Genomic DNA, 13,004 nt, shown 5'->3' with positions numbered 1-13,004 from the left:
TTTAACTCAATTAAAATTCAATGGCCAAACGAATTAAGGCCACAAGCTGACGCGGAATCGTCTTTTCAATCCGCCGCGTCTTATCTTTAACTTCTATGGTAAAAGCTTCTTCATCCGCTTGGAGGAGTCGTCCTTCCCATTCCTTAGCACCTTCAAAGGCTTGATAAAGCTTGAGGTGGACCCATTTGCCAATGGAAGCTTGGATATCCGCCTCATTCTTCAGTGGACGCTCGGCACCGGGTGATGAAACTTCAAGATAATAAGCGCCAGGGATTGGATCAGGATCTGCTTGGTCTAAAATTTCTGATAAAACTTCTGAAACGGTCACACAGTCTTCAATGGTGACCCCTCCAAGCTTATCGATATAGATACGCAGATACCAATTCTTTCCTTCTTTTGTATATTCCATGTCGAACAAGTCATAAGCGAGTTCCTCTAACTTCGGCTCGATTAAAGTTCTGACTTCATCAATGACTCTTGCCACACAATCCCCCACTTTCTATTTCATGAAAAAGAGTGAGCGTTCCCGCTCACTCCTCACTGGTCCCTTAATTACACTTATAGTTTAACATGGTGCGCGCCAAATAGCAATGTTTTTAGACTAAAGCTAACTTGACGCCTCGTCTGCTGGCTTAGGCGGAACGAGTCCACGTTTGGAATTCACTGGCACAGTGAACAAAATCCCACGCCCTGGTTTGCATAAGTCTGTTTCAGTAATAATTTTATCTGAAATTTCTTGAACGAGAGCGCTTGGGATCACCATAACCACGATCTCTTTTTCGAGTTCAATCGGGAAGTTAAAGACCTTGCCCGTCTCATGCACACCTGTTCCACGCCCGTGCAGGATCGTTGCACCTCGGGCACCGGCTTCACGGGAAACTTCTACCACTTGGTCGCCCATCTGCCGGTCAACAATAACCGTCATCAGCTGGCTATCGGAAGCTTCTACCTGGCTTTCATCAAATGGGCTGTTAATCTGCTTACTGCCCTGGAAGCTAGAAATATCAAAGGAGAAGAGGACCCCCTTACCTTTGCGATTGAGCTTCAATTTGTCATTCAATTCTTGGTGGAGGCGACCTTCTAGGGACTTATCCACCGCAATCAAAACGACTTCGCGTTTGGAATCGTGAAAGCCGAGGGCATGGGCCAGGCGACTGCTGATTGTACCTTCCGCACGAATCACTGTGCCTCCTGGCGCCCCAACTGCTTTAGCCGCTTTAATCAATTGGCTCGCGGTCCCAGCCTTGACGACTGCTAAGAATAATACGGTTTCCATTAGGCTAGTTGACAACCCCTTTCTATTCTTCAATTCCTGTCTTCTTAGTTTGAATCTTAAAGACTAAGCCGAGTAATTCTACCATAACCACGGGTACCATAGCAACAAAAGCTATGACGCCGAAAGCATCCAGGGCATCGGCATTGGGTAAGAAGTCCGCTGCACCCTGAGCAAAAGCCAAGATAAAGGTAGCAGTCATCGGGCCCGAAGCTACCCCACCCGCATCAAAGGCAATCCCCGTAAAGAGATTCGGTACCATAAAGGATAAGAGGATAGCTAGTCCAAAGCCTGGCAATAAGAAGTGCCAGATAGCTAAATTACTATTTAAAATTCTCACCATAGAAAGTCCTACAGCTAGGGCAACCCCGATAGACAAGGCCCCCATCAGGACTTTGTTGTGAATATGGCCCCCAGTGATGTCTTCCACCTGCTCACCCAGAACGTGTACAGCTGGTTCAGCTAGAACAACCACCATACCTAGGGTAAAGCCAGCAATGATCAGCCACCAATCACCCATTTCGGCAATGGCTTGGCCTAAGAAGTGGCCCATATCCATAAAACCTTGGTTAACGCCAACTAAGAAAATGGTCAAACCAACAACTGTATAGATAATCCCTTTAAAGATATCGCCGAGTTCTTGGCCCTTCAACTTAAAGTAGCGCCAATTCATGAAGATAAAGAATAAAACAATCGGAACCAAGGCAATCAAGGACTCTTTCAAAGTCGGCCAGATTGCAGCAAGGATGGGGGCGATTACACTGTTCGAATATTCCACCGTTGATTCAGCTGCCTGCAAGTCCGTTTGGGAAAAGAGGATTAAGAAAAGCACCGCCAGAATAGGACCAGTTGACATCGCCCCAACTAGACCGAAGGAGTTTTCTTCTGCTTGTTTGCCCCCAGCTTTAGCTGCTAAAGCTCCCGATAAGGCCAAAATAAAGGGCGTCGTTAAAGCTCCTGTCGTTGCACCTGAGGCATCAAAGCCCATAGCAATAGCCGAATTATCGGAAAAAATAGCCAAGATAAGAATCAAAGCATAAACAATGGCGAAGAAATATTTCAAGGGAAAGTTCTTCAACAATCTGAAGACCCCAAAGGCAATCATAACACCGACTCCGACAGAGACAGCCACTACGGTCACTGTACCGGGCAAGACACCCGAAGTTGCATTTTCAATTTGCTGGCCGAGAATTAGTAAGTCTGGTTCTGCTATCGTTACCGCAAAACCAATAATAAAACTCAAAACAGCAATGGCAATTCGTGAGGGGCTTCCTGCCACATGGGCTCCTAAGTGGTTGCCGATCGGCGTCATCCCGATTTCAATGCCAAAGAGGAAGATGGTCAATCCCACTAAAATCAATACTGCCCCAATGACGAAACTCATCATCATGGTAGAAGGTACGTTAACAGCAAACATTGATATTAATAAAACAATAACAACTAGCGGAATGACAGAAAAAGCTACCTCTTTGAACTTATCGATTAAAACATCCATAAAGTCCTCCTTTTTCTCTCATGTTTTTCTTTCAAATTTATCCTTCATATAGTCCAGTCGTTTCATTGATCGGTAGACTAAAAAGGATCCCAGTCCCTGGTTGGTTAAAGTCCAAGGCTTCAGCTATCGCTTGGCTGATACCATCTACTTGGTCAGCTTCGACTGCCATCATAACCAATTCTTTTTGTGGTTCGACATGGATATGGAAGGCCGATAGCTTGTCCTCATGCCCCGTGCCGCGGCCATGAAGCACAGTTGCTCCCTGAGCGCCGGCTTGCCGGGCTACCTCGATCACTTCATCACTGGTATCACGGTCTACAATGACCATAAGCATTTCTTTCCCTGTATTCACTGTCACAACTCCTTTCCTTAACGTTTCTTATTCTAGGCCAATTATTGGCTTTTTCATTTATTAATAGACCTACGTTACTATCATAGCATAACCATTTGAAAGAAAGCGAACAATCCGCTTGCTTGAACCCTAGAAGAGAGAAAGTTGGTTCTCTTCTGGCAAGCCATTTAAGATACCCTGCTCAGACATAAAGTCGATCGTCGACTGGGAGACCTTGCCCCGCTTCTTAAGGTCTTCCTTGGACAAGAATTCGGACTCCTGGCGAGCCTTAACAATTTGTTTGGCCACATTGAGCCCTAAGCCCGGAATGGCTCTAAAGGGGGCAATCAAGGTATCTTCCCCTTCAATTACAAAGTCTTGGGCATCAGACTTATAGAGGTCAACCATCTTAAAATTAAAGCCTCGTTCCCACATTTCATTGACAATTTCTAAGACGACTTGGACGGCATGGTCTTTGACCGTCGCATCATTACCTTTACTATAGATCGCCTTGAGAGCTGTCTTCGTTGACTGGAGGCCATTCGCCATCGCGACGAGGTCAAAGTCATTAGCCCGGACACTGAGATAAGCACAGTAATACCAAATGGGATGGTGGACCTTGAACCAGGCCACCCGGATAGCATTGATTACATAAGCTGCTGCGTGGGCTTTAGGGAACATGTACTTAATTTTTTCACAGGACGCCATATACCACTGGGGAACTTGGTGCTCATTCATAATGGCCTTGTGTTCATCAGACAGCCCCTTGCCCTTACGTACCTTTTCCATAATTTGGAAAGAATCACGTTCAGGAACCCCCTGGTGGATGAGATAGACCATGATGTCGTCCCGACAACCAATCACTTCAGACAGTGGCATGCCCTTCTCTCTAACTAAGACTTCCGCATTACCTAACCAAACATCTGTCCCGTGGGAGAGTCCAGAGATTTGGAGAAGTTCCGCAAAGGTCGAGGGATGGGTAGCTTCTAGCATCGACCGGGTAAAGGAGGTCCCAAATTCAGGAATCCCCAGTGTCCCCGTCTTGGAAAAGATATCTTCTGGACTAACACCTAGGATCTCCGTCCCATTGAAGAGCTTGTAGACATCATCATCATCCATGGGAATATCTTTTGGATCAATGTTGGATAAGTCTTGCAGCTTACGAATAACCGTCGGATCATCATGGCCCAGAATATCGAGCTTCAAAACATTATCATGGATGGAGTGGAAGTCAAAGTGGGTGGTCTTCCATTCTGAATCCAAGTCATCGGCAGGGTATTGGACTGGCGTAAAGTCATAGACATCCATGTATTCCGGAATAACAATAATCCCCCCTGGGTGCTGGCCAGTGGTCCGTTTGACCCCGGTTGTGTGCTTAGCGAGAAAATCTTTTTCCGTTTTTCTAAGGTTCAAATTATGGTCTTGGTCATAGCCTAAGACATAACCATAAGCCGTTTTATCAGCCACTGTAGAAATGGTTCCTGCTCGGTAGACATGGTCTTCCCCGAACATGACCTTGGTGAAGTTATGGGCCTGGGGCTGGTATTCACCCGAGAAGTTCAAGTCGATATCTGGTACCTTGTCCCCCGCAAAGCCTAGGAAAGTTTCAAATGGAATATCGTGGCCATCTTTATTCAGGGCGTGTCCACACTCTGGACAGTCCTTGTCTGGCAAGTCAAATCCAGAGCCGACACTACCATCCGTAAAGAAGTGGCTGTAAAAACAATTCGGGCAAACATAGTGGGGGGACAAGGGGTTAACCTCGGTAATTCCCAGCATGGTAGCGACAAAGGAAGAGCCCACTGACCCCCGACTCCCAACAATGTAGCCGTCTGAATTGGATTTTTTTACTAATTTTTCAGAAATCAGGTAAACCACTGAGAAACCATTACCAATAATCGAGGTCAGTTCTTTTTCTAGACGCTTCTCGATAATTTCAGGCAAGTCCTCTCCGTAAAGGGCATGAGCCTCGCGGTAGGAAGTTTCCCGGATTTCATCTTCTGCCCCATCAATATTTGGGGTATAGAGTTTATCCTTAAGGGGCTCCACAAATTCAATCTGGTCAAAAATTTTGTGGGTATTTTCTACCACAATTTCATAGGCCTTATCTTCCCCTAAGAAGGCAAAGTCGTGGAGCATTTCGTCTGTCGTCCGGAAGTGAGCTTCGGGGAAAAACTTGGTACGGTTAGATTTAATCGAATTAATTAAAATTTCCCGGTAGAGCTTGTCTTGAGGATTTAGGTAGTGGACATCCCCCGTTGCTACTACTGGTTTATCAAGCTCTTCGCCGATTTCAATAATGGTTTTCATAATTTCTTCAAGCTCTGCCTCATCGTGGATTAAATTATCTTCAATCAGAGGCTTGTAGACCCCCTTAGGCATAATTTCCAGGTAATCATAGAATTCTGCCACCCGCTTGGCTTCTTCCTTGCCCTTCTGCATCACGGCTTCGAAGAATTCACCCGAAGAACAAGCCGAACCGAGCAAGAGATTCTCCCGGTGGTCAGCTAAGAGTGAGCGGGGCAGGCGGGGCACCCGGTAGAAATAATCCACATTAGAAGCAGAGACGAGTTTGAAGAGGTCTTTGAGCCCTGCTTGGTTCTTAGTCAAGATGGTCACATGGAAAGGACGGCCGTGCTTATAGGCATCCCCCTTGCCGACATCCTGATTAAGATCCTTGTGGGAGTGGATATCATGGTTTTTGGCCGCTTCTTTGACAAAGATCCAAGCCAAGGCCCCGGTTGTTTCCGAGTCATAGATCGCCCGGTGGTGTTGCTCCAAGGAAACATTATAATGCTTGGCTAAGGTATTGAGTCGATGGGACTTCATATTAGGATGGAGGAAGCGCGAGAGTTCCAGGGTATCAATGACAGGATTATCCGCCTCAGACATGCCATGGCGGATGTAGGCCTTGTTGATAAAGCCCATATCGAAAGAAGCATTATGGGCGACTAGGATGCAGCCTTCACAGAATTTTTGAAAGTCTGCCATCACATCTTCTTCCGACCTAGCCCCCTGTAGCATGGCGTCAGTAATCTTAGTTAGTTCAATAATATGGGCAGGCAAGGGGTAGCCTGGATTAATAAATTCCTCAAAGGTCTCTTCGACATTGCCCTTGTACATCTTGACTGCCGCTAATTCAATAATATGATTATAGGCAGCAGACAAGCCCGTCGTTTCCACGTCAAAAACGACATAATGGGCCTCGCTCAGGTCTACATCTTGAGGGTTGTAGGCAATCGGTACCCCGTCATCCACAACATTAGCTTCTAAGCCGTAGATCATGGCAATATCGTTGGCCTTAGCAGCCTGACTGGCCTCAGGGAAGGCTTGGACATTGCCGTGGTCCGTAACAGCAATGGCGGGCTGTCCCCAGGCCTTGGCTTGGGCGGCAAAGTCTGAAATGGTATTGGTTGCGTCTAAGGCTGACATATTGGAATGAAGGTGAAGTTCAATCCGCTTCTTGCCTTCCTCCGCCTGGTCCTTGCGCCCCTCCTTATTGATAACTTCCAGGTCACGCCCCATCAGCACATAATCGCGGGCAAAACGGTCGTCCATCCGGATTTCCCCTTGGACACGAATCCACATCCCTTCTTCTAGACCTTCAAAGACAGCAATATCCTCATCATTGCGTGAGAACATAGTGACCAAGTAAGCCGAGGTATAGTCAGAGAACTTCAAATTCAAAATCCGCCGGCCCGTTTTCAATTCTCGGACTTCTTTTTCGAAAATAACCCCTTCCATGGCAGCCCCATATTGTTCCTCTACATAAGAGCGCATGGGTTGGAGCTTATCTACGGGAACAGATCGCCCGATCGCTAATTTACTAGGGCGGGGTTTGTCCTTAGCTTCCTTGGCCTGGCGAACACTGGCCTGCTTTGCCAGTTCCTGCTGTTCGCGTTCCAATTGTTCCTGGCGAGCTTCAAACTGGGCTTGGCGGTCATTGGCCGTGGCTTCATCCACAATCACTTGAAAGCGAAGGTTAGAAAAACCAAGGACAAAGTAATTCTGTTTGATTACCTCTAAATAATTAGTCTCTAAAAAGGCTTGAATTTGCGGGTTGTCCACCCTTAAGATAAACTTTCCCCCCTCCCAAGTCGGCAATTGTTGGGTTAGAATCTGTTGGGCGAGACCATTAGAGATATGACTGCGTTCAACTACCACGGGCCAATAAGCCAGAACCTCCTCTGCCTCCCAGTCCTCTGCCTTAGAGCAGGTCAAACCTAGGTCAACCTTAGCAATCGACTGGAAGCCAACTTGCAAAGCTTCTTCCAGGGCCTTAAATTGACTAGCCTTTATATGCTTGGGAAAAGCTAGGGTAAATTGATAAAGGCGAGACTTGGTATGGACGGTCACATGGTCAATCCAACCCGCCTGAAAATTTGGATCGGAATCTGAAAAATTAATTTGCTTAAGCAAACGGTTAAAAGCTTCTTTCTTCTCTTCCAAAAGAACGCTCCTTTCTTGAAATAAAGAAGGGTAGGTGCCTGGTCCTAGGATAAGCTACACTCATCAACTACTTCCATCTCCTACCCTCGAATCGAGTCAAGGCAAGTCAGCCAATTCTATCGGCTGCTCACTCCATCTTATATAAACGTTTAAAATAGACGTTGAATATCATTCCAAGTCACGGCAATCATTAATATAAATAATAAAGCAGCTCCTGCCAAGTTTATAATGCCTTCGACTTTTTGGTCAACAGGGCGACCTAGGATTGCTTCAATGATATTAAAGAGGATCTTCCCCCCATCCAAGGCTGGGACCGGCAAGAGGTTCACCACCCCTAAATTGAGGCTTAACATAGCGGTCCAAGACATAATAGCAATCCATCCCTGGTTGACCACTTCACCAGTCGCTTGGTACATAAAAACCGGGCCACCAAATTGGTTGATGTTAAAGCCATTCTTAAACATTCCTACTAGGGTAGTTAGAATCCCTGTAATCATGGCCCAGCTCGCCTTAAAGCCATAAGTTAGCTTAGCCAAGAAACGACTATCTTTAAAACGACCAACGCCGATTTGGTAGATTTTTTGTCCGTTATAGTCCACTTCTTTGGGTTGGAGCTGAGTCGTCATTTCTTGTCCCTGGCGTTCATAGGTCACTTCCAAGGGCTTACCTTCCGAACTCGAAACCTTGGCCTGCATGTCCGCAAAGGAAGCGACTTCCTGGCCATTAATGGTCTGAATCTGATCGCCGGTTTGTAAATGAGCCGTTTGGGCCGGTGAACCGTCGACAACTTCACCTACAATAGCCTCAGATGAGGGCACGCCCCCTTGGACAAAGGCTAAAACCGTAAAAGCAAGGATTCCCAAAATGAAATTATTCATAGGCCCTGCAAAATTTGTCATTAAGCGTTGGGGAATAGAGGCAGATTGAAATTGCCGGTCATAAGGGGCAATCTTTAGCCGGGTCCCATCCGCTTCCACAAAGTCCGCTTGGCGGTCAATAGAATAAGTCTGAGCTTCTCTTTCCCCATAAGGAATAGCTTGAAGGCTTAGGTCGCGGTCTAAATCAGCAGAGACCACTTCAACCGGCAAGGCTTCAGCAGCAAGGTCATCCTCAGCTAGCGAGAGTTCCGTTACTTTTCCCCCCTCATTAAAGGTCAGAGAGAGCTGCATGCCCGCTTCCACACTGTCCGCCATCTCCTCCAGTCCCGCCATACGGACATAGCCCCCAATAGGTAAGAGGCGGAGGGTATAGGTTGTTTCCTCGCCCTGGTACTGGTAGAGCTTAGGCCCCATCCCTATCGCAAATTCACGCACGAGAATCCCCGCCCGTTTAGCAAAAAAGAAGTGGCCAAATTCGTGGAAAATGACAATAACTGAAAATATGAGTAAGAAAGTAATGATCGTTTTCATAAAAAACTCCCTTCGCTAAGTCTACTTAAAAGAAGGCCATCAAAAAGTAAAAAATGGGTAGGACAAATAAGATGTTATCAAAACGGTCCAAAAAACCCCCGTGCCCCGGTAATAGCTTGCCTGAATCTTTGACATGGTACTGTCTTTTGATCGATGACTCGACCAAGTCTCCCATCTGCCCAGCCAAACAGAGGAGGATGACCAAGATTAAATTACCCAAGAAACTGAGCTGGTAAATATTAAAGAAATAGTCAAAGATTAAAGAAACCAAGAAGGCCCCAACAATACCCCCGATTGATCCTTCAATCGTTTTATTGGGTGAAATGGCGGGTGCCAAGGGACGACGGCCAATGGCACGACCCGTTAAATAGGCAAAAGTATCATTGGACCAGATGATCACCAAGACAAAAAGAATCGCTAGGAGGCCCATTTCTCGACCCAAAATTAAAAAATGATAGCCCCGGCCCACGTAGAGAGCAGCCAAAGTTATCTTAGCAATCAAACTAAAATCCAAGCGCTCTGGTCGATGGACCATTAGGGAAAGAAAGATAACGACCCCCGTATAAAAAAGGGTCATCTGGTCCAATTGCTCAGGTAAGAAATCCAGATAGTGCTGGGGAAGCAAGGCCAGATACATCAACACATAAGCAAATAAACTTTCTACAGTAAAAAAATTGACAGCCAATAAGCTGAGTAATTCAAAGAGGGTGATACCCGCTATGGCTATCACCAACAATTCAAAAGCACTGCCTCCCATAACCAGTAAGGGAATAAAAATAGCCAGCGCCACCAGAGCTGTCAGAGTTCTTAATCGCATAAGCCTCTCCTATTCTCTTAAACTTTGCCGAAACGACGCTGACGGTGTTGGAATTCAGCTAGGCAAGCATAGAAAACATCTTCATCAAAGTCTGGCCATTTGGTATCTGTAAAGACAAATTCACTATAGGCCAGTTGCCAGAGTAAGTAATTGCTTAAGCGGATTTCCCCGCTCGAGCGGATTAATAGATCAGGATCTTGCAAGTCGCCCAAGAAAGCCGTTTGTAGGTGCTGGCTGAAGCTTTCTTCATCAATGTCTACTGGATCAAGCTGGCCTTCTGCCGCCTCTTTCGCTAAGCTCTGACAAGCTTTAACAATCTCCAAGCGCGAGCCATAATTAAAGGCAATGTTTAAGATCAAGCCATCATTATCCGCTGTCTTCTTAACAGCTGATTCAATATAAGACCAAGTTTTGTCGGGGACATGTTCACGATTTCCCGTTAGGCAGACCCGGACATTATTCTTGATTAATTCCGGCATCACCTTCTGATTGAGCAAATGAGGAAGCGACATCAGATACTGAACTTCTCTTTTAGGTCGGACCCAGTTTTCTGTTGAAAAGGCATAAACTGTCAGCACTTTAATTTTTAACTTAGCAGCCGCAACAATGGTCCGCTTGAGCGCATTGAGTCCTTCTTTATGACCCTCTGTCCGTTTCAGCCCCCGCTCTTCTGCCCAGCGTCCATTACCGTCCATAATAATGGCAATGTGTTGGGGAAGCGGGAGTTCTGGGTTTAATGCTTTCGCCAGTGTCATTCATCATCCATCCTTTGCTAAAAAATATTAAAAGCTGCTCGCTTATATCTTGTCTATCTTACCATAGATTCACAGCAAAAAAAATTATTCTTGGATTTTTAAGTGAAATTTACTTAAAAGAATTCAAAAAGAAAAAGCCTGGACGGGTCCAGACTCTTTCCAACAGCTAACTAGCCATTGAGAATTTCTTCTTCTTTTTCTTTAGCGATATCTTCTAAACGTGCAATACTTTGGTCAGTGACCTTTTGCACGTCCTCTTCCATCCGACGTTGGTCATCTTCCGTAATTTCGCTGTCTTTTTCCGCTTTTTTGATGGTGTCGATAGCATCACGGCGGATATGACGGACAGCCACCTTGGCGTCTTCCAGGTCCTTGCCCACTAATTTAGAAAGCTCTTGGCGGCGCTCTGTGGTCAAGGCAGGGATAACAAGGCGGATCTTATCCCCATCATTTGTTGGCGCAATACCAATATCTGAAGCATTGATAGCGTGTTCAATGTTTTCCAAAGCGGATTTATCGTAAGGTGTTACCACTAACATCCGAGCCTCTGGGATGGTAATTGAAGCAATGGATTGGAGCGGTGTTGGCGCCCCATAGTAGTCCACTTCAATGCCTGAGAGTAAGCTAGCGTTGGCCACTCCAGCTCGAATCCGAGCCAGTTCCCCTCGCAAGGATTCTTCAGACTTCTTCATACGCTTTTCAGTATCTTTGATTAATGTATTGATTGCCATAATTTCTACCCCTTTACAGTTGTACCAATTGCTTCGCCCATGACAACGCGGCGAATATTTCCGGCTTCATTTAAATTAAAGACGACAAGTGGGATGTCATTATCCATACTCAAACTTGAAGCAGTGGAGTCCATCACCCGTAAATTCTTATTTATCACGTCGAGGTGGGTTAAGTCGGTGTACTTGATAGCATCGGTATCGACTTGAGGGTCAGCAGAATAGACCCCATCCACACCGTTTTTAGCCATCAAGATCACATCGGCTTCAATCTCAGCTGCTCTCAGAGCCGAAGCAGTATCTGTCGAGAAGAAAGGATTCCCTGTCCCCCCTGCAAAGATGACCACACGCCCCTTCTCTAAGTGACGAATCGCACGAAGCCGAATATAAGGTTCAGCAACTTCCCGCATTTCAATGGAAGTTTGAACCCGCGAAGGAACGCCCACATTCTGCAAACAGTCTTGGAGTCCTAGGGCATTCATAATCGTTGCCAGCATCCCCATATGGTCGGCTTGGGCCCGGTCCATGCCCATTTGTTCACCGGTTACTCCACGCCAGATATTGCCACCGCCGACAACAATAGCGATTTCAACCCCTAGCTCATGGACGCTTTTAATTTCACTAGCAATTTTTTTCATCACGGCAGGATTGATGCCAAAGCCATCATCTCCCGCCAAAGCTTCACCACTTAACTTTAATACCACGCGCTTGTACATTGGTTCTGCCATTTTATTTTCAATCTCCTTATGAAAAAGGTTGGGAAAAGAAATCCCAACCCATCTGCTACCGTCGAAACGGTGAATTACATCTAATTATTTACCCATTTGACTTTGAACTTCAGCGGCAAAGTCTTCTTCTTGTTTTTCAATGCCTTCGCCAACTTCATAGCGACGGAAGTCAACAACTGAAGCAGCCTTAGAGCTGAGGTATTGACCCACTGTTTGGTCACCATCTAATAGGTAGTCTTGGTCCACTAAGCAGATTTCTGAGAAGAATTTACGGAGACGTCCTTCAACCATCTTGTGAACAATTTTTTCTGGTTTGCCTTCGTTAAGTGATTGTTCGGTAAGAACTTCACGTTCGTGTTCAACCACTTCTTCAGGGACAGAATTTTCATCGATGTATTGTGGGTTGATCCCGCCGATGTGCATCGCAACATTGCTTGCAACTTCTTCATCGCCACCGTCAACTGTAACTAAAACAGCAATCTTACCCCCTAAGTGAGAGTATTGACCGAAGTATTGGCCATCTGTTTTAGAAAAGATAGTAAAGCGACGTAGGTTTAAGTTTTCACCAATAACGGAAATCATTTGGCTCATGTATTCATCAAGTTGGGTTCCATCAACTTGTACGCTAGTCATTGCATCTTCTAATGAGCTAGGTTTTGCTTCTAATAGGGCTTCAGCAATTGCATTCAACATGTTTTGGAATTTTTCGTTCTTAGCAACGAAGTCAGTTTCAGCGTTTAATTCAACGATCACTGCGTCATTGCCCTTAACCAGAACTTTAGCTAAACCTTCAGCAGCAATACGGCCTGCCTTTTTCGCAGCTTTAGCTTGGCCTGTTTCACGCAAGTAGTCGATAGCCTTGTCCATATCGCCATCTACTTCTTGGAGGGCCTTCTTAGCGTCCATCATCCCAACGCCTGTTCGATCACGTAATTCTTTAACTTGTTTTGCAGTAATTGCCATCTATAAATCCTCCTCGATTGATTGTCATCTTTTTAAAAAGAGCTATCTCATAAGTA

Annotated in this window: 11 protein-coding genes; all 11 read right to left on the bottom strand. The window is 45.8% G+C overall.

Annotation, left to right across the window (positions count from 1 at the left end; genetic code table 11):
- Positions 1-10: 10 nt before the first annotated feature.
- Positions 11-484 carry a ribosome maturation factor RimP gene (rimP, locus tag QP339_RS06430; RefSeq protein ID WP_067976083.1) on the bottom strand — a complete coding sequence of 158 codons (474 nt, stop codon included), beginning with the start codon at positions 482-484 and terminating at the stop codon, positions 11-13.
- A gap of 123 nt (positions 485-607) precedes the next feature.
- Entirely contained in the window at positions 608-1,276 is a 669-nt protein-coding gene (locus QP339_RS06425) for a P-II family nitrogen regulator (protein ID WP_284910855.1), read from the bottom strand.
- A 22-nt stretch (positions 1,277-1,298) separates the two neighbouring features.
- Positions 1,299-2,768, bottom strand: a complete 1,470-nt coding sequence (locus tag QP339_RS06420) for a DUF1538 domain-containing protein (protein ID WP_070617022.1) — start codon at positions 2,766-2,768, stop codon at positions 1,299-1,301.
- A 37-nt stretch (positions 2,769-2,805) separates the two neighbouring features.
- Complete coding sequence (locus tag QP339_RS06415) at positions 2,806-3,120, bottom strand: P-II family nitrogen regulator (protein WP_083294297.1); 315 nt, start codon at positions 3,118-3,120, stop codon at positions 2,806-2,808.
- 129 nt (positions 3,121-3,249) lie between these two features.
- A complete protein-coding gene (locus QP339_RS06410; RefSeq protein ID WP_284910854.1) occupies positions 3,250-7,548 on the bottom strand; it encodes a PolC-type DNA polymerase III in 4,299 nt (1,432 codons plus the stop codon).
- Between the two features lie 149 nt (positions 7,549-7,697).
- Positions 7,698-8,957, bottom strand: a complete 1,260-nt coding sequence (rseP, locus tag QP339_RS06405) for an RIP metalloprotease RseP (protein WP_284910853.1) — start codon at positions 8,955-8,957, stop codon at positions 7,698-7,700.
- A gap of 25 nt (positions 8,958-8,982) precedes the next feature.
- Positions 8,983-9,774, bottom strand: coding sequence for a phosphatidate cytidylyltransferase (locus tag QP339_RS06400; protein ID WP_284910852.1), 792 nt, complete (start codon positions 9,772-9,774; stop codon positions 8,983-8,985).
- 17 nt (positions 9,775-9,791) lie between these two features.
- Positions 9,792-10,529: an undecaprenyl pyrophosphate synthase gene (uppS, locus tag QP339_RS06395; RefSeq protein ID WP_284910851.1), complete on the bottom strand. Its 738-nt coding sequence runs from the start codon at positions 10,527-10,529 to the stop codon at positions 9,792-9,794.
- Positions 10,530-10,699: 170 nt separating this feature from the next.
- Complete coding sequence (gene frr, locus QP339_RS06390) at positions 10,700-11,260, bottom strand: ribosome recycling factor (protein WP_284910850.1); 561 nt, start codon at positions 11,258-11,260, stop codon at positions 10,700-10,702.
- A gap of 5 nt (positions 11,261-11,265) precedes the next feature.
- Positions 11,266-11,985, bottom strand: a complete 720-nt coding sequence (gene pyrH / locus QP339_RS06385; protein ID WP_284910849.1) for a UMP kinase — start codon at positions 11,983-11,985, stop codon at positions 11,266-11,268.
- An 84-nt stretch (positions 11,986-12,069) separates the two neighbouring features.
- Complete coding sequence (gene tsf / locus QP339_RS06380; RefSeq protein WP_284910848.1) at positions 12,070-12,948, bottom strand: translation elongation factor Ts; 879 nt, start codon at positions 12,946-12,948, stop codon at positions 12,070-12,072.
- Positions 12,949-13,004: the final 56 nt, after the last annotated feature.

The sequence above is a fragment of the Aerococcus sp. UMB7834 genome (assembly GCF_030215145.1).
Lineage (GTDB): Bacteria > Bacillota > Bacilli > Lactobacillales > Aerococcaceae > Aerococcus.
Note: the sequence above shows the minus strand (reverse complement) of the source record. Positions and strands in the feature narration are given on the sequence as shown.

Bases quoted from the DNA above. Each gene is read 5' to 3' on its own strand.
- QP339_RS06425 (WP_284910855.1), bottom strand. From the start codon at position 1,276: ATGGAAACCGTATTATTCTTAGCAGTCGTCAAGGCTGGGACCGCGAGC.
- rseP (WP_284910853.1), bottom strand. From the start codon at position 8,957: ATGAAAACGATCATTACTTTCTTACTCATATTTTCAGTTATTGTCATT.
- uppS (WP_284910851.1), bottom strand. From the start codon at position 10,529: ATGACACTGGCGAAAGCATTAAACCCAGAACTCCCGCTTCCCCAACAC.
- pyrH (WP_284910849.1), bottom strand. From the start codon at position 11,985: ATGGCAGAACCAATGTACAAGCGCGTGGTATTAAAGTTAAGTGGTGAA.
- QP339_RS06400 (WP_284910852.1), bottom strand. From the start codon at position 9,774: ATGCGATTAAGAACTCTGACAGCTCTGGTGGCGCTGGCTATTTTTATT.
- frr (WP_284910850.1), bottom strand. From the start codon at position 11,260: ATGGCAATCAATACATTAATCAAAGATACTGAAAAGCGTATGAAGAAG.
- QP339_RS06420 (WP_070617022.1), bottom strand. From the start codon at position 2,768: ATGGATGTTTTAATCGATAAGTTCAAAGAGGTAGCTTTTTCTGTCATT.
- tsf (WP_284910848.1), bottom strand. From the start codon at position 12,948: ATGGCAATTACTGCAAAACAAGTTAAAGAATTACGTGATCGAACAGGC.